22 protein-coding genes and 4 pseudogenes are annotated in these 24,419 nt (G+C 59.7%); 16 read left to right on the top strand and 10 right to left on the bottom strand.

Annotated elements, in window-relative coordinates; translation table 11 throughout:
• Nucleotides 1-41 precede the first annotated feature (41 nt).
• From JO965_RS27895 to JO965_RS27855, 9 genes and pseudogenes are all read left to right on the top strand, one after another.
• Nucleotides 42-752 (top strand): IS6 family transposase, encoded by a 711-nt coding sequence (locus JO965_RS27895; RefSeq protein ID WP_203445311.1) that lies wholly within the window; start codon nucleotides 42-44, stop codon nucleotides 750-752.
• An 880-nt stretch (nucleotides 753-1,632) separates the two neighbouring features.
• The gene (locus JO965_RS27890; RefSeq protein WP_203445310.1) at nucleotides 1,633-2,787 is read left to right on the top strand and encodes a Xaa-Pro peptidase family protein; all 1,155 of its coding nucleotides are present in this window, start codon (nucleotides 1,633-1,635) and stop codon (nucleotides 2,785-2,787) included.
• Nucleotides 2,788-3,153: 366 nt separating this feature from the next.
• Complete coding sequence (locus tag JO965_RS27885) at nucleotides 3,154-4,668, top strand: ABC transporter substrate-binding protein (RefSeq protein ID WP_203445309.1); 1,515 nt, start codon at nucleotides 3,154-3,156, stop codon at nucleotides 4,666-4,668.
• Nucleotides 4,665-5,651: an ABC transporter permease gene (locus JO965_RS27880; RefSeq protein ID WP_203445308.1), complete on the top strand. Its 987-nt coding sequence runs from the start codon at nucleotides 4,665-4,667 to the stop codon at nucleotides 5,649-5,651. The genes JO965_RS27885 and JO965_RS27880 overlap by 4 nt, the downstream gene beginning before the upstream one ends.
• 2 nt (nucleotides 5,652-5,653) lie before the next feature.
• Entirely contained in the window at nucleotides 5,654-6,544 is an 891-nt protein-coding gene (locus JO965_RS27875) for an ABC transporter permease (protein ID WP_203445307.1), read from the top strand.
• The gene (locus JO965_RS27870; RefSeq protein ID WP_203445306.1) at nucleotides 6,537-8,231 is read left to right on the top strand and encodes an ABC transporter ATP-binding protein; all 1,695 of its coding nucleotides are present in this window, start codon (nucleotides 6,537-6,539) and stop codon (nucleotides 8,229-8,231) included. Before JO965_RS27875 ends, JO965_RS27870 begins: the two co-directional genes overlap by 8 nt.
• Nucleotides 8,232-8,336: 105 nt before the next feature.
• Nucleotides 8,337-8,776: pseudogene (locus JO965_RS48210) on the top strand (IS110 family transposase); the annotation flags it as partial.
• Nucleotides 8,777-8,835: 59 nt separating this feature from the next.
• Nucleotides 8,836-10,254 carry an amidohydrolase gene (locus JO965_RS27860; protein WP_371826942.1) on the top strand — a complete coding sequence of 473 codons (1,419 nt, stop codon included), beginning with the start codon at nucleotides 8,836-8,838 and terminating at the stop codon, nucleotides 10,252-10,254.
• Between the two features lie 401 nt (nucleotides 10,255-10,655).
• On the top strand, nucleotides 10,656-11,081 hold the full coding sequence (locus tag JO965_RS27855) for a transposase (protein WP_203445304.1): 426 nt from the start codon (nucleotides 10,656-10,658) through the stop codon (nucleotides 11,079-11,081).
• A 122-nt stretch (nucleotides 11,082-11,203) separates the two neighbouring features.
• Here the strand turns inward: JO965_RS27855 and JO965_RS27850 are convergent, their stop codons facing one another.
• Nucleotides 11,204-12,238, bottom strand: a complete 1,035-nt coding sequence (locus tag JO965_RS27850; protein WP_203445516.1) for an IS630 family transposase — start codon at nucleotides 12,236-12,238, stop codon at nucleotides 11,204-11,206.
• 250 nt (nucleotides 12,239-12,488) lie between these two features.
• Between JO965_RS27850 and JO965_RS48205 the strand changes: the two genes are divergently transcribed.
• The 5 genes and pseudogenes from JO965_RS48205 (at nucleotide 12,489) to JO965_RS27835 (ending at nucleotide 15,538) form a co-directional block, all read left to right on the top strand.
• Nucleotides 12,489-12,995, top strand: coding sequence for a hypothetical protein (locus JO965_RS48205; RefSeq protein WP_246777032.1), 507 nt, complete (start codon nucleotides 12,489-12,491; stop codon nucleotides 12,993-12,995).
• A 63-nt stretch (nucleotides 12,996-13,058) separates the two neighbouring features.
• Nucleotides 13,059-13,418: pseudogene (locus JO965_RS48200) on the top strand (tyrosine-type recombinase/integrase); the annotation flags it as partial.
• On the top strand, nucleotides 13,367-13,666 hold the full coding sequence (locus JO965_RS48195) for a tyrosine-type recombinase/integrase (protein ID WP_246777048.1): 300 nt from the start codon (nucleotides 13,367-13,369) through the stop codon (nucleotides 13,664-13,666). The pseudogene JO965_RS48200 and the gene JO965_RS48195, both read left to right, overlap by 52 nt.
• 364 nt (nucleotides 13,667-14,030) lie before the next feature.
• The gene (locus JO965_RS48190) at nucleotides 14,031-14,618 is read left to right on the top strand and encodes a tyrosine-type recombinase/integrase (protein WP_246777031.1); all 588 of its coding nucleotides are present in this window, start codon (nucleotides 14,031-14,033) and stop codon (nucleotides 14,616-14,618) included.
• The gene (locus JO965_RS27835; protein ID WP_203445303.1) at nucleotides 14,615-15,538 is read left to right on the top strand and encodes a tyrosine-type recombinase/integrase; all 924 of its coding nucleotides are present in this window, start codon (nucleotides 14,615-14,617) and stop codon (nucleotides 15,536-15,538) included. The genes JO965_RS48190 and JO965_RS27835 overlap by 4 nt, the downstream gene beginning before the upstream one ends.
• Here the strand turns inward: JO965_RS27835 and JO965_RS27830 are convergent.
• From JO965_RS27830 to JO965_RS27810, 6 genes and pseudogenes are all read right to left on the bottom strand, one after another.
• Nucleotides 15,524-16,522, bottom strand: coding sequence for a site-specific integrase (locus tag JO965_RS27830; RefSeq protein ID WP_203445302.1), 999 nt, complete (start codon nucleotides 16,520-16,522; stop codon nucleotides 15,524-15,526). The genes JO965_RS27835 and JO965_RS27830 overlap by 15 nt on opposite strands.
• Entirely contained in the window at nucleotides 16,519-17,190 is a 672-nt protein-coding gene (locus JO965_RS27825; RefSeq protein ID WP_371826941.1) for a tyrosine-type recombinase/integrase, read from the bottom strand. The genes JO965_RS27830 and JO965_RS27825 overlap by 4 nt, the downstream gene beginning before the upstream one ends.
• Nucleotides 17,191-17,458: 268 nt before the next feature.
• Complete coding sequence (locus JO965_RS48185; protein WP_246777030.1) at nucleotides 17,459-17,959, bottom strand: site-specific integrase; 501 nt, start codon at nucleotides 17,957-17,959, stop codon at nucleotides 17,459-17,461.
• A 194-nt stretch (nucleotides 17,960-18,153) separates the two neighbouring features.
• Nucleotides 18,154-18,555 (bottom strand): annotated as a pseudogene (locus tag JO965_RS48180) (site-specific integrase); the annotation flags it as partial.
• A gap of 626 nt (nucleotides 18,556-19,181) precedes the next feature.
• Complete coding sequence (locus JO965_RS27815; protein ID WP_203445301.1) at nucleotides 19,182-20,378, bottom strand: IS91 family transposase; 1,197 nt, start codon at nucleotides 20,376-20,378, stop codon at nucleotides 19,182-19,184.
• Nucleotides 20,379-20,388: 10 nt separating this feature from the next.
• Complete coding sequence (locus tag JO965_RS27810; RefSeq protein WP_203445300.1) at nucleotides 20,389-21,270, bottom strand: tyrosine-type recombinase/integrase; 882 nt, start codon at nucleotides 21,268-21,270, stop codon at nucleotides 20,389-20,391.
• Between the two features lie 204 nt (nucleotides 21,271-21,474).
• Here JO965_RS27810 and JO965_RS27805 point away from each other — a divergent pair, with 204 nt between their 5' ends.
• Nucleotides 21,475-21,675 (top strand): hypothetical protein, encoded by a 201-nt coding sequence (locus JO965_RS27805; RefSeq protein ID WP_203445299.1) that lies wholly within the window; start codon nucleotides 21,475-21,477, stop codon nucleotides 21,673-21,675.
• On the opposite strand, the gene JO965_RS27800 is transcribed toward JO965_RS27805, so the two are convergent.
• Nucleotides 21,632-21,820 carry a hypothetical protein gene (locus tag JO965_RS27800; RefSeq protein ID WP_246777047.1) on the bottom strand — a complete coding sequence of 63 codons (189 nt, stop codon included), beginning with the start codon at nucleotides 21,818-21,820 and terminating at the stop codon, nucleotides 21,632-21,634. The two genes, JO965_RS27805 and JO965_RS27800, sit on opposite strands and share 44 nt — an antisense overlap.
• Before the next feature lie 50 nt (nucleotides 21,821-21,870).
• Nucleotides 21,871-22,257: a transposase gene (locus JO965_RS27795; RefSeq protein ID WP_203445297.1), complete on the bottom strand. Its 387-nt coding sequence runs from the start codon at nucleotides 22,255-22,257 to the stop codon at nucleotides 21,871-21,873.
• A gap of 340 nt (nucleotides 22,258-22,597) precedes the next feature.
• Between JO965_RS27795 and JO965_RS27790 the strand changes: the two genes are divergently transcribed.
• Nucleotides 22,598-24,022 carry an MmgE/PrpD family protein gene (locus JO965_RS27790; protein WP_203445296.1) on the top strand — a complete coding sequence of 475 codons (1,425 nt, stop codon included), beginning with the start codon at nucleotides 22,598-22,600 and terminating at the stop codon, nucleotides 24,020-24,022.
• 200 nt (nucleotides 24,023-24,222) lie between these two features.
• Here the strand turns inward: JO965_RS27790 and JO965_RS27785 are convergent.
• Nucleotides 24,223-24,417 (bottom strand): annotated as a pseudogene (locus tag JO965_RS27785) (DDE-type integrase/transposase/recombinase); the annotation flags it as partial.
• Nucleotides 24,418-24,419: the final 2 nt, after the last annotated feature.

The following is a 24,419-nucleotide window of genomic DNA, read 5'->3' as shown; positions in this document are numbered from 1 at the left end:
CAGGTTGGCGAGAGGTCGGGGACTGTGGCAGTGTCGCGGGCATGAGCACGAGATCCAATCCTTACCGCGGCTTCCGCTTCCCAGCCGAGATCATCAACCAGGCGGTCTGGTTGTATCACGGCTTCAGCCTCAGCCTGCGAGAAGTCGAACTGATCCTCGCGGCACGAGGCATCGTGGTCGGCTATGAGACTATTCGTGAGTGGAGCCTGCGTTTCGGACGGACCTATGCCAACAGTTTCAAGCGGTCCCGGCCGCGGCCCGGCGACAAGTGGTTCTTGGATGAGGTGTTTGTTCGCATCCGCAGCAAACTGCACTATCTCTGGCGAGCCGTTGATCAGCACGGCAACGCGCTGGACGTTCTGGTTCAGAGCCGCCGCAACAAGAAGGCTGCTAAGCGTTTCTTTCGCAAGCTGCTGAAGGGCCTGTGCTACGTGCCGAGGGTGATCGTGACCGATAAACTCGGCTCCTATGGCGCTGCTAAACGCGAGGTCCTGCCGGGTGTTGAGCATCGGCAGAGCCGGTATCTCAACAATTGCTGCGAAGTCTCGCATCAACCCACCCGACGGCGGGAACGCCACATGCGGCAGTTCAAGTTAGTTCGGCATGCGCAGCAGTTTCTCGCCATCCATGTTCCGATCCACAATCATTTCCAGCTCCGCCGTCATTGTTTATCCGCCAGTGAATACTGCGCCGCCCGCGAGAGCGCTTTCGTTTCTTGGCGTTATGCGACCGGAGTTGCCTTGAGAGGATGATGTGGACTGACCTGGCGGCAGTGTTGCCTTCATCAGCGTCAAGTTGACAGTACCTCCGGCAGCCGGGAATGAGCGAGAGCGAGTTCATGCGCCGCTCTGCCGATGGAAATCGGCGGGATCAGGTCACGTTGCTGCGACTCATCCACGCAAAGTGCGGGAGAGCTGGGACCGGGGACTCCAACTTCAGTCATTGGCGCCTATCAGCGGGTTGCCCAAGACCCGACAGTTATTCCGTAGCAGATCATTCCAATGTACGGCCTACCTCTTGTCCAGTATTCTCACCGCTCCTATAGAAAAGTTTAAACCGCGCTGCCAAAGCTTGATACGATCGGCGATGGCCTACAGGCGCAAGCGGTCGGTTGGCCCTTCCACTCGGGGTATCAAGTTTCCCAACCAGAACGTGCAACTCCTGCATGCGACCTACGCGGTTGACGCCGCTCTGGAGAAGCCTCCTTTCCCACCGCTCAGGACGATAGCCTCGTCATCCGAGGCGCGGTTCGAGTAGCCGTTAGCACTGAAACTCGCATCTGAGCGCCGGAGAGAGATATTATTTCGACAGCCGTTTGCCGCACCGGTTCCGCAATCCGAACCCTAACCGAAGACTGGCGATGACCACCTCTCGGGCGGTTCGCTCCTACACCACGTCCTGGGACGCTACCCAACGTGAGCTGAGCAAGATCACAAGCGCGACTAATCCCCCAACATCCTAGCCGTGTGCGATGAATATTATCACCACCGAAGTCTAGCCAGCTAGCTTAGGGCGGAACCGCCCGTTATCGTTCTCAATCAGGCGCATCCTCGTCGACGGGGAGTGCAGATTGCCAGTCAGAGGGTTCAGATGACAAGGTTCGCTTCAGAAGAGACCTCATGGATGATAGGAATGCCGCTGCCGTTCACGAATGGCGAATACAGGCGGCGGATCGACGCTGTCCGCAAGCGGCTGGTCGAGGAGAAGCTCGATGCTCTTCTGATATTTCATCAGGAAAGCATGTTTTATCTTTTTGGTTATGAACAGACGGGTTACTGGATCTATCAAACCGCGATCTTAACCGCCGACAGTCCAGAGATCACCGTACTCAGCCGTACCGCTGATTATAACCTGATTGTGGGTCTTCCATACATCGATGAAGTTCGGACGTGGAAGGATGACTCGGCGGACAATCCGATAGAAATGACTGTCGATTTGCTTCGCGAGAAAGGCCTCATGGCGGATGGCAAGCGCGTCGGGATAGAATTGAAGACGCACGCACTCCTGCCCTTCTATTACAAGCCGTTGAGCGAGGCGCTGCCTTCGTTGGTCGACGCCTCCGATCTCATTACCGAGTTGCGGCTTCGCAAGTCGGATGCAGAGGTGGTCTATATGCGGGAAGCGGGAAAGGTTCTGGATGCTGCCTACGCAGGCGCATTCGAAGCGCTGCGCCCGGGCGTGCTCGAAACCGAGGTTCTTGCTGCCGCACTGACGGGCATGTTCAAAGCTGGCGGTCACGTGCCGGCCATCGTTCCTCCGTTCGCTAGCGGACCTCGCACCATGTCTCGGACCCATGGTCCCGCCGTGGATCGTCGCATATTGGCAGACGAGCCGGTGACCATCGAACCCGGATGTTCGCGTTATCGCTATCACGCGGTCGGGGTCCAGACACGATGGATGGGCGAGCCGCCGGCGAAAGTTCAGAAAGTCTTCGACGAACTTGTCCAGACTCAGGAGGCGGCCTTTTCTGTCATTCGACCGGGTGTTTCCGCAGCGGACGTTGCTCGGGAGATAAACCGCTCCCTCAAGCAGTTCGGGATGTATGTTCCGGGGACGCATCATGGTTACGGTACGGGTATCGGCTATCCTCCCACTTGGCTCGACAATCTTCGTATCAAGGAAACCGACACCCATGTGCTTGAACCAAACATGACTTTCTTCCTGCTGTTTCGCTGGACAGTCAGAGATGTTTGCGATTTTCCAGTCCTGCTTTTCCTGGGAGAGCCATTCATTGTGACGCAATCCGGCTGTGAGAGACTGTCATCCGCTCCGCTCAGCCTGACCTGAACCTGTGGATAGTCTATAAAGAGCAGAGGAGCCAGAACTTTGGATCTGGCATTGACTACGATCTCACGCCGAGCCTTCGTCGTCGGAGCTGTTACAACCAGTCTCAACCTGCCTGCAACGATCGCCTTCTCGCAATCCGTCCCCGTGCGGGCGGGCGAGTTCGGGTCGGAGCCGCGGGCGGCTCTGCCCACGACAGCTTGGGCGCCAAGGGTGCTTACCGACGCTAATATTTGCCGGCAGAACAGTATCTACGGCACTCTACTATACCGAAGTACAAGCTACGAAATCGAACCAGCGCTTGAACGGTAAGATAAATAGCTTGATGTTGGTCAGCGGTAACAAACAGGGAAGACGGAGGGAAACAAAATGAACATCAGGACTATGACTCGCAAAGACTTTGTGCGGCTTCTAGGCAGCGTGACAGCTGTACCTATGCTGCCGTCGTTCAGTTTTGGTGCGACGAAAAAGGATGTGGCAATCAGTTTCCGCTCATCAATCAACCGAATTGATCCCGCGTTCACCATCAGCGGCGACGAGTACGCCGTAACCCAGGCGATCTATGACAATCTTGTTCGATTGGGACCCGATCTACAAGCGAAGCCTGGCTTGGCTGAATCGTGGGAAACAATAGGAGAAGCCGATCACTGGCGCTTCAAATTGCGTAGCGGCGTGAGATTTCACTCCGGTCGCAATATGGATGCGGAAGATGTCGTCTACAGCATTCGGCGGATCCTCGATAAGGCCACTGGATCGGCTGGTCGAAATGCCATCGGCCCTATCGAAACTGTTACCGCGGCGGGGCCGAACGTCGTGGAGTTCAAGCTGACTTCGCCGCTCGCCGACTTCCCGCTTTTGATGACTCAGACTTTCGCCAGAATTGTTCCCAAAGACGCCGGAAACCTCGATACGAAGCCGATCGGGACCGGACCGTTCAAGTTCGTAAACTGGATGCCGGGTCAGCAAATTCAGCTGACGCGCAACGAAGATTACTGGGAGGTTGGTACTCCGAAGATCGACAACGTCCGCTTCGTCACTTACCCCACCCAGACCGGCGAGCAGGCTGCGCTGACTTCTGGCCAAACACACATGATGTGGGATGTTCCGCTTTCGCTCATACCAGTAGTATCGCGCCTGCCTGGACTTGTGTTGGAGGAGGTAGCGACCACCGCATTTCAGCCAATCTGCATGCGGAGCGACCGCCCGCCTTTCGACAATCCAAAAGTGCGTCTGGCTATGAAGCACGCGATCAACCGTGAGCTGGTCACGAAAATCGTGCTGCAGGGACACGGAACAATCGCTCAGGATCTACCGGTGGGGCAGGCAAGTCCGTTTTTTGCCGGAGGCAAGGCGCCTGAGTACAATCCTGCGAGGGCGCGCGCATTGCTGGAAGAGGCCGGTATCAAGGATCTATCGCTCACCTTGTTTGCCACGAACGAGCGGGCGGGTTGCCTTGAGACGGCCCAGGTGGTGAAGCCGATGATCGAGGCTATCGGCGTCCGGGTCGACATACAGCAGCGGCCCTGGGACCGCTTTCTTGCGGAAGTTTGGAAGAAGGAAAACTTCTTTGTTGGTACTTGGCTTGGCCGCATCACAATAGATGAGCAACTTTATCCGTTCTATCACAGTTCGGGGTCATGGAATGAATACAGTTACTCGAATCCCGAGGTAGATCGATTGCTTGATGACGCTCGGAGAGCCACGGACCTTGCAAAGCGTAAGGAGTTGTACGCGAAGGTACAAGAAATTCTAGCCTTCGATGGTCCCGCAATCATTCCCTATTTCATGAACTATGCATGCGCGAAGTCAGAGAAGCTGAAAGGTGTTCCGCCTATGCCTAACAAGTGGGTGGAACTTCGGGGCGCTGACTTGGTAACGTCATGACCGAGGCGGCGCGCGGCGGTGCCAAGGGCACCAGGGATTTTCTCGAAACTTTGCGGAAAGCATTGGTTCAACTCGGCTGGGCCGGGTTCACGCTGTTGTTCACGTCCGTACTCATCTTCTTGCTGACGCATGTCATGCCGGGTAATGCAGCGCGTGCTACGCTTGATACTATGGCAACTGCTGAGGCGGTGAAGGCTTTGGAAGAGCAACTCGGCCTGAACCGAACCCTTCTTGTCCAATATTGGAATTGGTTGAGCGGCGTTCTGCAAGGCGACTTCGGCACATCCATGCGAATGAATGTGCCGATTGGACCCGTATTGGCGGATCGCCTGGCCATCTCACTGCCGATGGCTGGGGCCGCATTCATCCTCGTCTTCATTCTGGGAACGACGCTTGGCTCCATCGCTGCGCTGTATCAAGGGCGTCCTCTCGACCGGTTGATCAGTATATCTTCGCTGGCTGGCATATCCGCGCCAGAGTTCGTCACGGGCATGATCCTGATCATCCTATTTGCAGGTGTCCTTCCCACGTCTGGCTTTGCCGGCGAGGGCGCTAGCATCCATGAATACTTTCTGCACATGGTGCTGCCAGTTGCTACCTTGACGCTTATCCTGCTTGCACATGTGCTGCGAACGAGCCGTGTTTCCATGATCGAGGCTCTAGCGGCGCCGTATACTCGAACTGCTGTGCTCAAGGGTCTGCCGAAGCGCACTATTGTTGTGAAGCATGTGCTGCGGAATGCTCTTCTGCCTACGATCACCGTACTTGGCATCAACGTTGGCTATCTCATTGGTGGCGTCGTTATTGTTGAGACTGTGTTCAGTGTTCCAGGCATCGGGCGGCTCACCGTCTTCGCAATCCAGAACCGGGACATTCCTCTCATTCAGGCTTGCACTCTTGCAATGGCAGCGACGTATATCGGAGCCAGCCTTCTGACCGACGTTACTTATCTGATTCTCAACCCACGCCTCAGGGGGAGGTGAGCGTGACCGCAGTTGTGACTACAGTTAAACAGGCGGCCACAATCCGTGGTGCGGGAGCATTGTTCCTAAAGTTCGGGATTAGCTTTCTGTTCGGCCTGGCTCTGTTTCTGGTTATTATCGGAGCTATTTACCTCCTCCCAATGTTCGTGACGCTCGATGGATTGACAATGGCGGCGGACGCGATCTTGGCTCCGCCGAGCTTGTCGCACCCGGCAGGAACGGATCATCTTGGGCGTGATGTGTTCGTCCGGGTTCTTTTGGGAGGCCAAAGCACCCTGGCTCTCGCAGTGTCGGCAACGATTCTGGGTGTCGGGCTCGGGACCATCCTGGGAATGGTGACGGCCTTCTATGGAGGTCTTGTCGACAAGGTCCTGATGCGCCTTTCGGACACGATGATGGCGATGCCGTCCTTGGTACTCACGATGCTCATCGTACTTGTCGTCGGAGCGGGCTCACTCGCAGTTGTCGTCGCCATCACGATTATATTTATACCACGCGCCGCTCGCGTGGTCCGCAGCGCTGTGCTGAACGTGGTTCATCTCGACTTCGTTTCCGCCTCAGCCGTGATGGGGGAAAGTACGGCAGGAATCCTGTTTCGGGAGATACTGCCGAATGTCTGGCCCAACATTCTCGTGGAAGCGTGTCTGCGATTTTCCTACGCGATTCTCCTAATTAGTTCACTGGGATATCTCGGCCTCGGCGTGCAGCCACCGACACCAGACTGGGGGATCGCAATCTCGGAAGCGGCGCCATACTTCAGCATCGCGCCCTGGATGATTCTGGCGCCTGCCTTCGCAATCATCCTCTCAGTCATTTGCGTAAATCTTCTGGGTGACAGCGTTCAGGAGTGGCTCGGTGGTGTCGGAAGAGGGCGTATGGTGTCCCATGTCTAAGCAGGAAGGATTCCAAGCAGATCACATCCTTTCAGTGAAAGGCTTGGAGGTCTGTTACGGCCCGATCTGGCATCCCATCCCAGCGGTCCGTGGTGTTTCGTTCGATCTCAAGCGTGGCGAGATCATGGGGCTTGTCGGCGAGTCCGGATCTGGCAAAAGCACGATCGGCTATGCAATCATGCAGCATCTCGGGGCGGGCCGGATCACCGCTGGATCGATCCTGTTCGATGGCGCCGACCTGATGGTCCTGAGGCAGAAAGAAATCAGCACACGTTATTATGGTCGGCGGATCGGGTTCGTATTCCAGGAGCCTCAGCAAGCCCTGAATCCAAGTTATACAGTCGGAGAGCAGGTGGCTGAGGGCCTGCGCTTTCATTTCGGGCTGTCTCAATCGGCCGCGCGAACGGAGGCAGTGCGGTGGCTCGAAGAGGTCGGGCTTCCCGAACCTTCGACCATCTATGATCGATATCCGCATCAGATAAGCGGCGGGCAACTGCAGCGTGTGGTCATCGCGGCGGCGTTCTCGCTAAAACCCGACCTCGTGGTGATGGATGAGCCGACGACCGGGCTCGATACCACCACACAGGCGCGCATCCTGCGACTGGTGGCTGACTTGCGCAAACGCACCGGTGTTTCTATCCTATATGTTAGTCACGACCTTGGCGTCGTCGCCGACGTTTGTGACAGTGTCATCGTGCTAAACAAAGGCCGGATCGTCGAAAGTGGCGCAGCCCGTGAAGTACTCAGCAACCCATCTGAGTCTTACACTCGCAAGCTTGTTGCTGCCATCCCGGACATCTATATCCAAAAGCCGTTGTCCGAGATCACCATTCAAGTTCCTGAAAAGCAGCCTGCAGGTTCGATTCTGCGGATAGAAAGGCTTTGTAAAGACTATCGGCACAACGCCAAGTACCCTGCCAATAATGCGATTTCCTTCTCCATAGCTAGAGGAGAAACGCTGGCCCTGATAGGGGAAAGCGGCTCAGGTAAATCGACGCTCGCCAAGTGTGTTCTGGGGCTCGAGGCTCCGACTGGCGGACGTATTGAGTTTACGGGTGACCTGTTGCCCGGGAAGTTGTCCGAGCGCTCACTGGAACTTCGGCGACGGATTCAGATTATCTTTCAAAACCCAGACAGCTCCCTCAACCCCAAACGGACCATTGGGTATTCCTTGGCCCGTCCACTCTTGATTCACAAGTTCGCCAATGATCGACGTGATGCGGCACGTCAAGCGGTCGAGCTGCTTGAAAGTGTTGAACTGTCTGGCGACTTCCTCGATCGCTATCCCGGCGAGCTGAGTGGTGGGCAGAAGCAACGTGTCGCCATTGCTAGAGCGCTGGCGTCTAAGCCGAATCTTATCGTATGCGACGAACCGGTTTCAGCCTTGGATGTGTCCGTCCAAGCAACCGTCCTCGACTTGCTGCGTCGGCTTCAGGCGGAACGCGGCCTATCCTACCTATTTATCACGCATGACCTTGGCGTTGTCCGGCAGGTCGCCGATCGTGCGGTCGTTCTGCTTCGGGGGGAGATCTGCTACACGGGCGACGTCGACGCCTTGTTTGCTCTCGACAATCACCCCTATGTTAGGGAATTGATCGCGGCTGTCCCCGGCAGAAGTCTCAACAACCACGACCATCGGGCTTCGTATGTCAAGCACCGAAGGCCGCCGGATGTACCCAGCACCTAGATCCGACATCTGCAATCGACACCATTTGCGCTACGAATATCAACGAGCCACGCTAGAGTTAGGAAAGGAAGTGAACAATATGAAGCCTGTCATGCACAATGAGATTCAGTCTCGGCCGTGATCGTCAAGACTGACCGGCGCGAGCCCGCGGCATCGCCCAGCCGCTGCACATGGGCCAGTTCGGCCCCGTGTATTGCGAGTCGCCCCCGGCCCAGGAGGTGCGGGTCCTGCTGACGGCTCGCAAGCAGATGCAGGCCAAGATGCGGGATGTCGAGTTCAGTCTGCGCGGTCTCTTGCGCGGCTTCGGCCTGAAGATCGGCGAGATCAGCAAGGGCCAGTTTGCCACGTGCGCGCCATTGCTCACAGCCGATCACGCGATGCTGGAGAAGATTGCCGGGGCGATGCTGCGGGCCTGAGAGGTGCTGCAGACGAAGTTCGCCCGGTTACATCGTGCCATACTGACGATCTCGCGTGGCGACGATGTCTGCTGGCAGCTGATGAGTGTGCCAGGCGTTGGCGCGCTGACTGCAGCGACGTTTACCTCCGCCGAGGCTGTCAAGCCGTAAGTAGCCCATCGCAATCTTCACGAATGAGGGATCGCAAAATGGATGAGATGAGTATCAGAAACTCCGACATCATATGTAGGCTCGTCGACAGCCACGCTGAAGAGTATGTCTCACTCGCAGATACGATCTTCGATACTCCAGAGCTTTTGTTTCAGGAGGTCCACTCTTGCGCATTTCATACGTCGCAACTGGAGGCGGCGGGAGCACGTGTCGAAAAAGGCGTAGCGGGGCTGCCAACAGCCATCATCGGCGAGTGGGGCGAGGGCGGCCCAGTTATCGCGATTCTTGGCGAATATGATGCTTTACCGGACCTAGGGCAAGAGCCGGGGGTCACAAAGTTTCAGCCGAAGGGCAAAGCCGGACACGCTTGCGGGCACAACTTGCTGGGGGCGGCGTCGATGCAAGCTGCCCATGCAGTTGCAGACTGGCTGAGAGAAACCGGAACGGAGGGCCGTGTCAGATATTATGGTTGCCCGGCCGAAGAAGGCGGTGCGGGAAAAACGTTCATGGTCCGCCACGGTTTATTCGACGATGTCGATGCGGCGATTAGTTGGCATCCATATGACTATACCGGGGTTTGGGAGGCCACAGATCTGGCCAACACACGTGTGCAGTTTAGCTTCACCGGGCGTGCTTCTCATGCGGCGATAAATCCCGAGCTTGGGCGCTCCGGACTTGATGCTGTCGAACTCATGAGTGTGGGCGTCAACTATCTTCGTGAGCATATACCCGAAGGCGCTCGCCTTCACTATGCCTATATTGATGCTGGTGGTCGAGCTGCTAATGTTGTCCAGTCGTGCGCTTCGGTTGAGCATGTTATTCGCACTCGTAGAAACAGCGACCTTGCATCGCTTGTGGAACGTGTCAGAAAGATCGCACAGGGCGCTGCTCTGATGACCGAGACATCGCTCACTGAGCGGATTGTTTCTGCAGTGTCGTGCCTACTTGGGAATCCGGCCTTGGACAAGTTGATGGACCGGAACATCGTCCGACTGGGGCCACCTGATTTCGATGCCGCGGATCACGCCTTCGCCGCCGAGATACAGGCGACTTTGACGGACGAACATATCATCTCCACCTTTCGTCGCGCGGGGAGGGCGCCTGACAAGTCGCTGGCGCTTGCCAACTTTGTAGTTCCCTTGGGTTCCGCACCATTGGCTCCGACCGGGTCTACCGATGTTGGTGATGTAAGTTGGGTAGTTCCTACCGTTCAGGCATATGTCGCCACCTGTGCTGTAGGAACCCCCCTTCATAGTTGGCAAATGACCGCGCAAGGAAAGATTCCCTACGCTCACAAGGGCATGATCCATGCTGCAAAAATAATGGCAGCTACCGCCCGTGACCTCTTCGAGCAGCCGGAATTACTGGCAGAAGCAAAGGAAATCCATGTGAAGAGCCTGCAATTGGAGCCGTATATCTGCCCAATTCCGGACAGCATCAATCCACCTCTGCCCTAAGATGCTTATATCGAATGGCCAACCCCCAAAGCCAATAGCCATTTGATGGGGAGCTTATGATGGATCAGATCCGTATGCCGAACGATCTCAGTATGGATAAGATCGTTCGGCATTGATGCGCCGCGTCTCGAGAGTGGTCGCGAGCCTGTACATTCACTTAGCGGAGGCAACAATCGAGAGTCTCGCCGCAAAGGTGAAATGACCGTACAGCTCAGACTTCCAGCGTTCGGCAAGTGGCGGGGTATTGAGATGCGTCACGCCCAGCACGCATTAGGCCCCGAGATCAACATGAAGAATATCGTCACCTGCAAGGTACACATCCGAGCTGGGCCGTCTGGTGGAATTGAGGCATTTGGAAGAGCACTGGCTATATCGACGTCGATATGGACGGTGTTCTAGCCATGGACATTATCAGAGATCGTGGGCCGGTCAGCCGCCTGGACGTGGTCGACAGTGGCCGTCGTCGCCGTTTCAGTGATGAAGCGAAGCTTGCGATTGTTGCGGAGAGCTATCGCGGGCCGAAGCAGGTGTCGGCCACGGCTCGCCGGCACGGGATCACCCGCTTTCAATTGAACAGTTGGCGCAAGGCTCAAAGAGAAGGACGGCTTGGTGGTGGTTCATGGGATGGGTTTGTGCCCGCCCTGGTCGTTCCAGACTCTCACCCGGCCTTGGAGCCTTCTGTGCCGACTGCGCCGGTGCAGCATCCCCCACGCGGCCTCGGTCGTATGGACGTTGTCACCGCGAACGGGCGGCATGTGATCGTCGACCGGGATGTCGATGTCGATGCGCTGCTGCGGCTCATCCGGGGCCTTGAGGCGCTGCGATGATACCAATCCCAACAGGTGTTCGAGTGTGGCTGGCGACGGGCTATACCGATATGAGACGTGGCTTCCATCGTTGGCCTTGCAGGTGCAGGAGGTCTTATTGATCCGGCTTGGGAGATCTTGAACTACGCGGCATAGTGGAAAGGCTGATGCCCGAAGTAGCTCCGGATTCGTTCGGGCAGCTTTGTTAGCCGGCGCATGTGGCTGATGACGGTGCGCTTGAGTTCGGGCTTGCTGCGAGCGGGCGGCTTGCGGGTCACGGCGTGCTTCAGGTCGGCGTTCAGACCCTCGTCCGGGTTGAGCTCGGGGCTGTAGGGAGGCAGGTAGAAGACCTCGATCTGCTCCTTGCGCTCAGCCAACCAATCCTGCACCGCCCGGGCCCGATGGACCGGCAGATTGTCCCAGATCAGAAACACCTTGCCGTTGGCCTCCTGGATGAGCCGGCCGAGAAAGCGGATCAGGCTCGGGGCCTTGAGCGCACCATCGAGCACCATCCAGCGCAACTCGCCCTTGTTGGTCACAGCCGAGATCAGGCCCAGTCCTGCGCGCTTGTGGCTGGGGCGCACGACAGGCGTCCGGCCGCGTGGGGCGAAGCTGCGGCCGCGAACATCGTCGGAGCGCAAGCCGGTCTCGTCACCCCAGAAGATCATACCCTTCTCCTTTCTGGCTTGCGCTGCAATGGCCGGATAGTCCTGCCGCAGCCAGCGCCGCACGGCCTTCGGCGACTGCTCGTAGGCCCGTCGGAGCGGCTTCTGGGCCGTGAAGCCCCAGCGCGCCAGATAGGTGCCGACAGTGCGCACCGCCAGCCGGACCCCACAGTGCTGCTCGATCAGCATCCGCACCGCCGCCCGGCTCCACAGGGCGAAGGGCAGACCGAGTTCGTCGGGCGTGTGCTGGCTCATCAGAGCGCGGATCTGCGCTTCCTGCTGGGGCGCGAGAAACCGCCCCATGCCGGGTGCCGGGCCCCGCGGCCCGCTGGCCAATCCCGCCAGGCCCTGCTCGGCGAAGCGGCGGCAGATATCGAACACGCCGGTGCGGGTCAGACCCACCTGCGCCGCGATGGCCTCATAGGTCAGGCCGCTGTCGCGTAGTCCCACCACCTGCCGCCGACGCTCCTCTTGCGCGGCTGCTGGCAGCTTGCGCATGTCCACATGCTTCATCCCGCCGAACTGGAATGGCGAACCGTGGATTTCAAGATCACCCAAGCCGGATCTATAAAGCATGACCCTCTCTTATGCGTCGTAGGAGATTATGTGGCGGCGGCGGAGCCGATAGCGGTATCCCAGCGTTTTGCGGCTCCACGCCGCCACATAATCTGAACCATTTCTCCAGTGGGCACAGGACGTCTCGCGCCCATGGAGAACGCACATGCTCGAACATTATTTCAAGTAGCCAAGGGTCCTGCGTCGCTTGAGAGGCGGTGGCCTGGGCGATGATCTCGATCGCATCGCAACGTATCTTTTTGAGAATGGCTATCGGTCCGCTTCGGCGAAGATCTATCTGAGCCGATTGGCACGGTTCGGTGGCTGCGTATCACGCGCAAAGCCGATCACCCAAGTCCTGATTGATGGCTTTGTCGCCGCTTGCCCGACCAAAGCCTCACGTATCGCTGCGTGGACCACGATCGCCCTAGCCCGAAGAGCCGTGCCTCACCGCTTCGAGGTTCTCCATCGGGAGCCAGGCCCACATGAGCCCCTGCTGACGAGCTATTCCAGCTATCTGCGTGAGGTGCGCGGTCTGGCCGTGAAGACGCAGGAGGGCCAGGTTCTCGCCGCGCGGCGGATGCTTGCCTGGTGGGATCAGCATCGCGCCAGCGAGCCGCTCTCGGCCATGACCGGTGAGCATGTGCTGGCGCTCGTCAATCATCTCATGGGTCTGTCGTCCATGGACAACACGCGGGCCGCGATCGGGTCCTAGGTTCGGCGGTTTCTGAGATTCCTGCACTGGGCCGACCTCAATGACCAGGGCTTGGCGCGGTTCGTGCCGCGAACGCCATGCTACCGTCTCGCGCATCTGCCGCGGCAACTGGGTTGGGAAGAGATCAGGACGGCAATCGAGGCCATCGACCCTGCGCCCCCCACCGGCAGCCGCGATCGGGCCATCCTCCTGTTGCTGGCCACAACCGGCATCCGCAACAAGGAACTTCGCTCGCTCGTCCTCGACGATATTCGCTGGCGCGAGGCCCATGTTCGGATACGCCGCACCAAAGCGAGGCGCGATCGGAATGTGCCGCTCACGCAGGAGGCGGGCAAAGCGCTCGCCGATTATGTCCTGCGGGCCCGGCCCGATTGCAGCAGCCGTCGCGTGTTCCTGGTTCACCTCCCCCCAGTGCGCCCGATCGACGGCAGCAGCACCATCTCCCGCATCGTCCGCTCGGCCTTGCAGCGCGCGGGCATCGCGCTGAACGTCCCATCGGCGCCCATCTCATCCGGCATAGCTTGGCGACCCATCTCGTCAACCGGCGACGACCGATCAACGAGATCGCCGACCTGCTCGGCCATCGCAGCATCGATACGACCGCCATCTACGTGAAGGTCGCGGTGTCGCAACTCGCCGAAGTCGCCCTTCCTTTTCCGGGAGATGCGTAATGAGCACTTTCTCCAGCAGGCTCGGCGAGCATGTCGAGGCCTATATCGCACTTCGACGCTCGCTCGGCTTCTCGCTTAGCAAGCAGGCCGCAATCCTGCGCGCGCTTGTCAGCTACGTCGATGCCGAACAGCTCGATGGTCCACTCTGCCGCCGAACAGTGCTCGGCTTCATAGGCTCCTGGGCGGGCACGGCGAACGGACGGGCCGTTCGCTACGGCGTGGTTCGCAGATTCAGCGAGTATCTCGCCATCTTCGATCCACGCACCGAAGCGCTTGACCCCAAGGCCTTTCCCAGGAACCGAGCCATTCCGCCGCCTCGGATCCTCACTGACGGATCCTCACTGACGAGGAGCTTGCACGGCTCATGGCGGCCTGCCACTCGGTATCGCCCGATTATCCCGAGCGCGCCCGGTTCTTGGCGCCGCTCGTCGGCCTGCTCGCGAGCACCGGTATGCGGTCCGGCGAGGCGTTGCGCCTCGATCGCGGTGATGCCGATCTCGCTCAGGGAATTCTCCACATTCGAAGGACCAAGTTCCGCAAGGGCAAGGATCGCCTGGTTCCCGTCCATCCTTCGACGCTGGCTGTCCTGCGCGACTATGTAAGACACCGGGATAGGACCTTTCCAACGCTGGACACCCCAGCATTCTTCGTTAGCTCGCGTGGGATACGATTGTCGAAGTCCGGTCTGAGTATAGCCTTCGGCGCGGCGCGCTCCCTCGCCGGCCTCGATCGCGGCAAGCCGGTGCGTCTCCACGACCTGCGTCACCGTTTTGCGGTCAGGCGGCTGGCGATCTGGCACCGGCAACGTGCCGATGTACAGGCGATGCTGCCGCTGCTCGCGACCTATCTCGGCCATGGCCGCTACAGCGACACCGCCTATTACATTACCGCGGACGCCGAACTTTTGGCCATGGCCGCCGAACGGGCCTTGGCCTGGGGAGAGGTGTCATGACCAGTCGCTCGTCCTTTCCATCCCTGCTGAAGTCCTTCTTTCGCCATCGCATGGCCAAGCAGCGCAATGCCACGCCGCCCACGATCGCCAGTTATCGGGATGCTCTTCGCATGCTGATTCTGTTTGCTGCCGATAGAACCGGATGTGGGCCATGCGATCTCACCATCGACGACCTGGATCGCGACACCATCCTTGCCTTCCTCGATCACCTGGAGGCCACGCGCGGGAACAAGGTCCAGACGCGCAATGCGCGGCTGGCGGCGATACGATCCTTCTTTCAGCACGTCGCCGCCAACGACCCCGCTTCGCTTGGCATCGCCCATAGGATCCTCGCCATCCCGCTGAAGCGGGTGCACACCGAGATAACGCATCACCTCACGCGGGCGGAGCTGGATGCGCTCATCGCGGCGCCCGATCAGCGGACGAGGAGGGGCCGCCGCGACCGAACCCTGCTGCTGTTTCTCGGACGCACCGGCGCTCGGGTATCGGAAGCAGTGGGCGTCAATATCGGCGATCTCCAGCTCGACCGGACCAGGCCTCAGGTGCTTCTGCGTGGCAAGGGGCGCAGGGAACGTGTTGTGCCCGTCTCTGCCGATCTCGCTCAAGCTCTCAGAGCCTTGATCGCCGAACATGGCCTCAACCATGATCCGCAGGGTCCTATATTCCGCGGCGCCCATGGTGAGCGAATGACCCGGTTCGGTGTGACGCATGTCGTCCGACGTGCGGTGGCCGCTGCCGCGGCCGCGCAGCCGGAGTTGACGCGTAAGGTCGTGTCGCCCCATGTTCTGAGGCACTATCTACCCCACCCGACTATGTCGAGTAGCTCTGACTGTGATGGTAAATGTCTGAGGAAGAAGGAGATTTCTCACAGAAACACCCGGGCCACCCGACATAGTCAGCGCGATCTACAGGCTGTTTAAGAACTCCAGCAGATTGTCGTCGGGCCGGAATCGGGATGACTTACCGGAATATGGGGACGTCTTTGCCAACGCCGCCTCCTTCATCGCCAACGTCGCCTCGAGATAGATCTGTGTCGTCTCGACCGATTCATGGCCGAGCCACAAGGCGATGACGGCACGGTCGACACCCGCCTGCAGGAGGTCCATGGCCATCGTGTGTCTCAAACGATGAACAGTGACGCGCTTTCCATTCAGCGATGGGCACATGGCAGACGCGGTCTGGCGGTGTTTGTTCAGTATATACTGAACGCCATGAACGCTCAGCCGCTCACCTCTGGCGCTGGGAAACAGGATACCTTCGTCTCCGCGCTGAGGTTCTTTCAGCCAGCTTCTCAAGACTGCGGTCGTAGACTTAGCGAACGGGGTGCAGCGTTCCTTGCGCCCTTTGCCAATGACCCGCAGGTGAGCGCCTGTGCCGAAGAACAGATCGTCCCGTTTGAGACCGGTGATCTCCGATAGCCGCAATCCGGTCTGCACCGCGACCAGCAGGAACGCGTGATCGCGCCGCCCGGACCAGGTCGATTGATCCGGTGCGGCCAGCAAGGCATCGACCTCTGGGCGGGTCAGGAAATTAACGAGGGTTCGAGTGAAGCGCTTACTGGGGATTGCAAGCACGCGTTGGATTTGGGCGGAATGCTCGGGTGCCTCGAAGGCCGCGTAGCGAAAGAACGAATGAATCGCCGTGAGGCGCAGGTTGCGGCTGCGGACGCTGATACCCTGATGGTTCTCCAGGTCATCAAGAAAGGCAACGATCAACGGCGCATCGATTTCCGCGAAGTTCAAGCGAGACGGCGGCTTATGCAATGTTCGTTCGGCGAACTTCAGCAACTGCCGAAATGTATCGCGATAGGAACTGATTGTGTGGGGGCTTGCCTGCCGCTGTTGCATCAGGCGTTGGGTGAAAAAGCGCTCCAACAGGAGCGCCAGGCTGGCAGGCTTGGTCATGTCCGATCCTCCCAGCGGCGCTCAAGGCGGCGCATTGCTTCTTTCATCAGCTCGGGTGAACCGGTGAGGTACCATTGAGTATCGGCCACGTGGACATGACCGAGATAGGTGGACAAAATGGGCAGGAGCCGCTCGGGATCTTGCTCGGCTTCGTACCACCGCACCAGTGTGTTCGTCGCGAACACGTGCCGCATGTCATGCAGGCGCGGGCCGTGGCTGTCAGTTGCGCCTCGCAGGCCGATCTGGCGAGACAGAGTATAGAATGTTCGATGAATGTCTCCGACATCAAGGCGGTTGCCCAACCGGGAAGTGAACAAATAAGGAGATGCCGCCTGGGCTGCATAATGCTGTCGGCGGCGTTTGAGATAATCCTGGAGCACTGCGCACGTTGATGCGTGCATCGGCACAAGACGGGACTTTCCGAACTTCGTGCCGCGGATCGTCAGCACAGCAGCATCGAAATCGATGTCCGAAAGCTTGAGGTTCCGGGCTTCGCCGAGGCGCAGGCCGGAAACGCTCAGCAATCCGAACAGGCAATAGTATGTCCAGGGCCTGAGCGTGCAGCGGGTATATCGGCACGGCATCTCAAGCGCTGCGGACAGGAGACGCTGGATGTCGTCATTTGAGTAGAGATACGGTCGTGCCCGCTTCGGGCGAAAGGGCAGCAAGCCGTCTGGGGGATCTGGGTCCGCGGATCAGCGGCTGCTCGATGACGGGCAAATCCGCGGATGTAGCCCAGCCGTATCGCCCAATACGAAGGCTGCGTGCGCGACGGTCGCTGAGCCCAGGCGAGGGCCAGTTCTGTCGTGACATATGGCGTATCATGGGCCTCCAGAAAGGTGGCGAAATCGATCAATCCTCTTTCTGTCTCTCGCAGCTTGAACCCCAGCCCTCGCCGCATCTCGATGTAGTCGTGAACAGCCTGTCGGAGTGTGCTCATTGGGCTTCTCCCGGCCATGGCAAAGCCAATGTTCGCAACGCGTCGAGGTCGACCTTGGCGTAGATCGCCGTTGTCTGCAGATGACGGTGTCCCAGAACTTCACCGATCTCACCCAGCGAGGCGCCGCCACGCAGCATCTCTGAGGCCAGGCCGTGTCGGAACTGGTGCGTTCCCTTTGTGGGAGACTCAATGCCGGCCCTCATGAGGGAGCGTCGGATGATCGATCCAAGTCCACTCGGCCCCTTGAACCCGCAGATCGGAGCTTTGTCGCGCAAAAAGACACGGCGGCTGGCATTGCGCGGGCGCGCCTTCCGCAGGTAGTCGGCAATCGCCTCACCAACATCCGCTGGCAACGGAAGGTCGTGGCGTTGACCGCTCTTGCCACGCACATGGATCTGTCCGGCGACCCAATCGATGTCGTCGAGTTCGAGCGAAACGACCTCACCCGACCGCAATCCAACCGCGCCAACACGAGGATCATCGCATAGTCGCGGCACCCGACCTGCGTATCGCGATCGATGCTGGCGAGTAAGCGAGTTACCTCGTCGCGGCCGATCGCACGAGGAATAGACGAGAGCGACCAGTTGGCTACGATCGGAACCGCTTCGACCAAGTCCGCGGTGATGTCCCCACGATAACGCGCATAGGAGAGAAAAGACCGCAGTGCGGTGGTCATGATTTTGGCGCGCCGCATGTTGAGACGCGAAACCCTCTTTTGCACGAAATCGGTTATGTCGACGGCACGCAATTGTGCGAGCGAGACCTCATCATCACTGAAACGAAAATTGAGAAAGTCCCGGACAACTGGCCGGTAATTTATGATCGTTTGACGAGATAGCGCACGGGCATGTTGCAAGTGCCGCTCATATGCCTGCACATGTTGTTCTACCGGCGATGGGTTGTGATCGGCCTCAATCTCTTCTGCGATTGCGCTCTGGCTTCGCAGAAAAGCTAATAGATGTCGAAGAGCGGCGGCATCTCCAAGCTTTGGCCGCTGCGTTCGATCCAGCAAATAACGCCCAGGGTGATCTTCACTGATGTCGCTTAGCTCAATTCCCTTGTGCCCGAGCCATTTGCTGAAGCCTGCCGCCATCAGCACCTGGTTCCTCATGGAAACAAGACCGTAGCCTCGAGCACCGAGCCATTCGGCGAACGGAACAATGTAGCTCGCCACCGGGCCTTCTGGTAGCCGCGACAACGCCAAATTATCTTTGATGAAACACTTCACTGTTTGCTCCCTTTCCCAGCTGGATTGCCGGAAGGGCTACAAACTATCTCTCCATGCTATCGCATAAACCCTTGGAATCGTGGGCAGAACTCTAGCTACTCGACATAGTCGGGCGGGGTAGATAGTGCAGAGCGTTTTTAGCTTGGCGTCGCGACGGAACGGGGGGTGACGAGCGCGCGTTGCGGTCGATCGCGACGGTGAGCTAAAAACGTGTTGGACTAAGCCGCCGGCACGGGCGGCCGAGAGCTATGGGCGTTTAATGAAACGCAACCGACAAACGGATACCGCGTGTGCCACGCGGATGTGCGATTGCCGGCGTCGGATGCGAGGGGACCGACACGGAAATCGATTTCGGCAACGGTGCCGATTGACGCCGTGCCTTGCCGGAACAGGCTGGGAGGCGTGACGGCACGCACGTTCATGGGACCGGCTCGGTTTTCCGGCCGAGCGAGCCCGTCCAATGCGGTGACGACGAAAGCGGTGCGCTTCTTTCATGACGTGTCCTGGTATGGGGGGCGCCCGGTGACGGCATCGAATGTTTCGATGATGACCATCTGCCCTTGACGACAGGCCGGGCATTGCCTGAGGGAATGCCCGGTGAGGTCCTCGTAGCGGTCGCGATAGTCCTTGGCGGATCGGCCCTCCGACGGCTCGGGAACCGGCATGCCGAGCAGGTCACGACAGCACGCGAGCTTTTGCGCGCGATAGCGATTGCCGAGAAAGCCGTAGTAGCGGATGCGATGGAAGCCCTCGGGCAGGACGTGGAGCAGGAAGCGGCGAATGAATTCGCCGGCCGCGACGGTCATGACCGTCTGCCGATGGCCGTGCCGATAATCTTTCCAGCGGAAACGCACCACACCGTCCTCGATGTCGACGATGCGGTTGTTGGAGATGGCAACACGGTGCGTGTAGCGACCGACGTAGTCGAGAACCTGCTCGGGTCCGGCGAAGGGCGGCTTGGCATAGACGACCCATTCTGCCTTTCGCAGCGGCGCCAAATAGCGCCGGAAGGCGTCGCGCTCGCTCAAGGCCTGCAAGCCAGAGAAGAACTGCAGTTGGCCGGCGTCGAAGGCTTTCTCGAGATGCTCCAGGAACAATCGCCGGAACAGGCGCGAGAGAGCCCGGACGGGCAGGAAGAAGCCGGGCTTGCAGGCGATCCATCGCGTGCCGTCCGGCGAGACCCCGCCACCCGGGACGACGCAGTGCAGGTGGGGATGGTGCAGCAAATTTTGCCCCCAGGTGTGCAGAACGGCGAAGAAGCCGATCTCGGCGCCCAGATGCTTGGGGTCGGCGGCGATGGTGCGCAGCGTCTCGGCGGTGGCGCGGAAGAGCAGGCCGTAGACGAGCGCCTTGTTCTGATAGGCGATGGCGGCCATGGGCTCCGGCAGCGTGAAGACGACGTGAAAGTACTGGGTGTCGAGAAGCTCGGCGCGACGATCCTCCAGCCATTGCGCACGGGCCAGGGATTGGCAGCGGGGACAATGCCTATCGCGGCAGCTGTTGAAGGCGATCCGCCTGTGGCCGCATTGATCGCACGCTTCGACGTGCCCCCCGAGCGCGGCAGTCCGGCACAGTTCGATCGCCGTCATGACGCGGCGCTGGGCAGTTGACAGCGATGCGTGCTGGGCACGATAGGCCTCGCCGTAGCGACGGAAGACGTCCGCCACTTCCGGCCCCGAACGGGCCATCGGCGCGAGCTCAGAAGTACTGAAGCTTGACGGGCGGCGGCAAGGTGGGCGCCGGGTGCGGCAAGAGCTCGAGCGGGCTCGACGTGGCGCAGACCTTGTTGGTGGCGATCCGCAGGTAATGGGCGGTGGTCGCCAGGCTCCTGTGACCGAGCAGTAGTTGAATGGTGCGCACATCGGCACCGGCTTCCAGGAGATGGACGGCGAAGGCGTGCCGCAAGCTGTGCGGCGTCACTGGTTTGGACAAGCCGGAGAGTTCGTGCGCTTTCGCGCAGGCTTGCCCCACCGCACCCCTGGTGATCGGCTCGCCGGCGCGATCGCCGGGGAAAAGCCACGCCTTTGGCCGGCGCACCTTCCAATAGTCGCGCAAGATCTCCAGAAGCTTGGGCGACAGCATGACATAGCGATCCGTCTGGCCTTTGCCCTGCTCGACACGGATGACCATCCTCTGGCTGTCGATGTCCGTAGGCTTCAGCTGAACCGCCTCCGAGATGCGCAAACCGGCAGCATAGCAGGTCGTCAGGATGGCGTGGTGTTTGAGCTCGAGCACACAGCCGAGAAAGTGCTGCACTTCCTCCGGACTGAGGATGACCGGCAGTTTCTGTGGCTTCTTGGGAAACGGCAGGACCTCCTCCGGCGCCCAGTCTCTCTCGAGCGTCACCCTGTAGAGAAAGCGCAGCGCCGCAATGGCGGTGTGGATCGAGCCGGGCGACAGCTTCTTCTCGTTGGTCAGATAGACCTGATAGGTCCGAATCTCCTCCCGCCCGAGCAAGTCCGGCGACTTGCCGAAGTGACGCGCAAACAGCGACACCTGCTGCAGATACGAGAGCTGGGTATTGAGCGAAAGATTGCGCACCTGCATATCCTCGCTCATGCGCTTGCGAAGTTGGGTCATGACAAGCTCCTCTGTCCGATGGAATGGGCTGCAAACAGCCGATCCTCGCGCAGTTGGGGCGCCTGTTGAACACATGACCACCACGGCAAACGACGGCATCAGGATTGCGCCGCCGGCTACACCTTCCTTGCCGCTCCGCCATTGCGGAGCGGGTTAGTCCAATGCCGCCTATATCGATCAAGACATAGCAGGCACACCCTCGCCATGACGCTGCTGCAATCGGGTGTCGACCTGCTCACCATCCAGGCCTGGCTCGGTCATGCGCAGGTCGCGACGACGCACCGCTTTGCGGCCGCCGATGTCGAGATGATGCGCCGCGGTCTCGACCACGCCGCCATCTCGGGCAAGCAGCCCACTCGGTTCAAGGCAAAGGACGCAGTGCTCCAACTGCTCGAGAGCCTATAATTATGTGGCGGCGTGGAGCCGCAAAACGCTGGGATGCCGCCATCGGCTCTGCCGCCGCCACATAATCTCCCACGACGCATAAGAGCGGATCGCGGCGCAGGATCTCCTGTACCTGCAGGGCCAGACCGGGAAAGCCCTTCCTCATATCGGTGTGGCCGGTGGCCAGCCACACGCGCACGCTGGTGGGGACCGGGATCATCGCAATCCCTCCAGGAGGCGCAGAACCCGCCCGAGCATCTGCTCATCGAAATTCCGGTTCACCAGGACATGCCAGCCGTTTGGGCTGACGATCTCGATGGGGTGACAGACGGGCTCTGGCTTGGTCTTCGGCGGATCCGGCACGATCCGGGCCGGCACGAATCCCGGATCGTCACCGATCCGCCCCTCACGATAGCCCTTGCGCCAGGCCAACAGGAGCTGGTTCGAGATGCCGTGCCGGCGCGCGGTGGCCGAGGCCAGGCGGGGAGCCGACAGGCCCTCCTCAACGATGCGCACCTTCTCGCTCTCGGACCAGCGCCAGCGCCGGCCGGTGTCGATGATCTCAAGGCGACTGATGGGATGACTGTCAGTACGGATATCCATATCGACAGTCAGCGCGGAAGCGATCAGTTCCGCAAGGCGGCCCTCGGCGGATGCTTACGACAAGGCCAACTCATCACCACTTATAGCGGACTATTGGTGAGAATTCTAGACACGCGGTTTCGATGCATTGCACTCGCTCAATTTGACCCGCATGCTATCGCCATCCGCAACGGGAGATCTCAGGGCGCGGTTCGACATGACCTGCGCCCTGCGGACGGCTCTCAACGGAAAATCCATTTCGCCATCAGCCTGCGCGGGATGCCTAAATTCGCTCGCCTCTGATTCGTTAGACGATCCACACTACATCGACAAGCGGCTACTGGACAGGAGGAAATGCCTCATGAAGAATCTCGAAGGCCCGACGGCACGTCTCACCCACTTCGTTCATGGTCTTGAGTGGGCGGACGTGTCGCCCAGTGCCCAGGCCGCGGTTCTGAATGCCGTCGCCGACAATATTGCCTGCATGGTAGCGGGATCGCGGACCGAGCTCGCCGCCCAGACGGCCGATGTCGTCAGGCAATGGGGCGGCACTCCGCAGTGCGCTGTGGTCGGACAATCTTTTCGCACCTCGGCTCCGCTTGCCTCGTTCATTAACGCGGTCCAGGCCAACGCCCTCGATTACGACGACGCCTTCGAGCGAGACGGCAAGGGCATGGGGCATCCGGGCTCAACGATCGTTCCGGCCGCTCTCGCCGCGGCGCAGGTCGCTGGCTCCAGCGGCAAGGAATTCCTGGCAGCGGTTGTCGCTGGCTATGAGGCCGCCGACCGCGTCATTGAGGCGATCCAGCCGACGCCGGCACGGCACGGGCAAGTGTGGGGCGTTGCCGTCCACCAGTCTTTCGGGGCCGCAGTCGCCGCCGGCAAGCTCCTCGGGCTCGAACTCACCGCGTTTCGGAACGCCTTCGGCCTTGCGGGCAGCCTCGCGAGCGTTCCTGCCGCCCGCAAGTGGAATTGGACGACACGTCCGCTCTCCAGCCTGAAGGACGTTGTCGCCCCGGCGGCGGAAACCGGCGTCCGCGCAGCCATTCTCGCGGCCGCCGGCTGGCAGGGAAGCCGGGATATCCTTGACGGAGAGAAGGGTTTCTGGATCATGGCGGGATCCGACAGGTGCGACTTCGATCTCCTGACTGATCGCCTCGGATCGCGATGGACGATCGAGGAGGTCAGCCTCAAGCCCTACCCTGCCTGTCGTTGGCTGCATGCCGCGTTGGAAGCTCTCGAGGACGCCGTTGCGGACCAGTCCATCCGGGCAGAAGACATCCTCGAGATCGAAGTCGCCACCTTCGCCGAGGTCGTCGAGAACTTCGCCGACCGCCGGCCTGCATCCATGATCGACGCCGAGTTCAGCGTGCCTTGGGGCGTCGCTGCCATCGTAGCCGGCCTGCCGAAAGGCCCCGACTGGTATTCGCGCCAGACCCTATCCGACCCGCGACTACACGCGATCGCTGACAAGGTCACCCTGCGGGTCGACGAGGAAGCGCAGAGGCGTCACTTCAGTGACGAGCGGAAGTCAATGTCTGCAGTTCGCATTCGTACGGCGACAGGATGGTCAGTCGAACGACGGGTTCCCGTAGCCTGTGGAGGCGTGAGTAGCCCTTGGCCGGTCGGCGGCCTGGAAAAGAAGTTCGCGTCCTGCCTTGAGCCGACGCTCGGCGCCAAAGACGCCGCTAGGCTGCAACATCTTCTTCTGGGTCTCGCTGATCTCAAGGAACTGTCGCCCGTCATCGACCTTATCGAGGTCACCGACAGAGGTCGCCCGTCATGAGCTGCCCCGTCGACGAGTTCGCCCGGTTCAGTCTGCCAGAATGGACCGCCTTGCCGAACTCGACTTCGCCACTGAAGAAGGGGTCGCCTCTGGCGGACCGACGGCTCCTGCATTCCGGCTAAAGCCGGAATGCCAACCATGTCGGATCTGTCGCAAATCCAGACTTGAGCCGACGAAATGGGAACATTCCCCAGTTGCTTTTATGCAGCGAGCTGCTCGAACTGATCCGCAAGGGATAGCTGCTGATTGCAGGCATACTTCGCCTGGTGTTTGCACATCATGTCGATCAACTCGATCCCCCCCAGGATCACGCGGGCACTGTCAGCGGACTTGAACCCCATCATCGGGCGGATCCGCCGCTTGATAGCGCGATGATCCTGTTCGATGCGGTTGTTAT

Source organism: Microvirga sp. VF16 (assembly GCF_016864375.1).
In the GTDB taxonomy this organism is placed as follows: domain Bacteria; phylum Pseudomonadota; class Alphaproteobacteria; order Rhizobiales; family Beijerinckiaceae; genus Microvirga.
Note: the sequence above shows the minus strand (reverse complement) of the source record. Positions and strands in the feature narration are given on the sequence as shown.

Bases quoted from the DNA above. Each gene is read 5' to 3' on its own strand.
- JO965_RS27895 (WP_203445311.1), top strand. From the start codon at position 42: ATGAGCACGAGATCCAATCCTTACCGCGGCTTCCGCTTCCCAGCCGAG.
- JO965_RS27890 (WP_203445310.1), top strand. From the start codon at position 1,633: ATGCCGCTGCCGTTCACGAATGGCGAATACAGGCGGCGGATCGACGCT.
- JO965_RS27885 (WP_203445309.1), top strand. From the start codon at position 3,154: ATGAACATCAGGACTATGACTCGCAAAGACTTTGTGCGGCTTCTAGGC.
- JO965_RS27880 (WP_203445308.1), top strand. From the start codon at position 4,665: ATGACCGAGGCGGCGCGCGGCGGTGCCAAGGGCACCAGGGATTTTCTC.
- JO965_RS27870 (WP_203445306.1), top strand. From the start codon at position 6,537: ATGTCTAAGCAGGAAGGATTCCAAGCAGATCACATCCTTTCAGTGAAA.
- JO965_RS27860 (WP_371826942.1), top strand. From the start codon at position 8,836: ATGGATGAGATGAGTATCAGAAACTCCGACATCATATGTAGGCTCGTC.
- JO965_RS27855 (WP_203445304.1), top strand. From the start codon at position 10,656: ATGGACATTATCAGAGATCGTGGGCCGGTCAGCCGCCTGGACGTGGTC.
- JO965_RS27850 (WP_203445516.1), bottom strand. From the start codon at position 12,238: ATGAAGCATGTGGACATGCGCAAGCTGCCAGCAGCCGCGCAAGAGGAG.
- JO965_RS48190 (WP_246777031.1), top strand. From the start codon at position 14,031: ATGGCGGCCTGCCACTCGGTATCGCCCGATTATCCCGAGCGCGCCCGG.
- JO965_RS27835 (WP_203445303.1), top strand. From the start codon at position 14,615: ATGACCAGTCGCTCGTCCTTTCCATCCCTGCTGAAGTCCTTCTTTCGC.
- JO965_RS27830 (WP_203445302.1), bottom strand. From the start codon at position 16,522: ATGACCAAGCCTGCCAGCCTGGCGCTCCTGTTGGAGCGCTTTTTCACC.
- JO965_RS27815 (WP_203445301.1), bottom strand. From the start codon at position 20,378: ATGGCCCGTTCGGGGCCGGAAGTGGCGGACGTCTTCCGTCGCTACGGC.
- JO965_RS27810 (WP_203445300.1), bottom strand. From the start codon at position 21,270: ATGACCCAACTTCGCAAGCGCATGAGCGAGGATATGCAGGTGCGCAAT.
- JO965_RS27805 (WP_203445299.1), top strand. From the start codon at position 21,475: ATGACGCTGCTGCAATCGGGTGTCGACCTGCTCACCATCCAGGCCTGG.
- JO965_RS27800 (WP_246777047.1), bottom strand. From the start codon at position 21,820: ATGAGGAAGGGCTTTCCCGGTCTGGCCCTGCAGGTACAGGAGATCCTG.
- JO965_RS27795 (WP_203445297.1), bottom strand. From the start codon at position 22,257: ATGGATATCCGTACTGACAGTCATCCCATCAGTCGCCTTGAGATCATC.
- JO965_RS27790 (WP_203445296.1), top strand. From the start codon at position 22,598: ATGAAGAATCTCGAAGGCCCGACGGCACGTCTCACCCACTTCGTTCAT.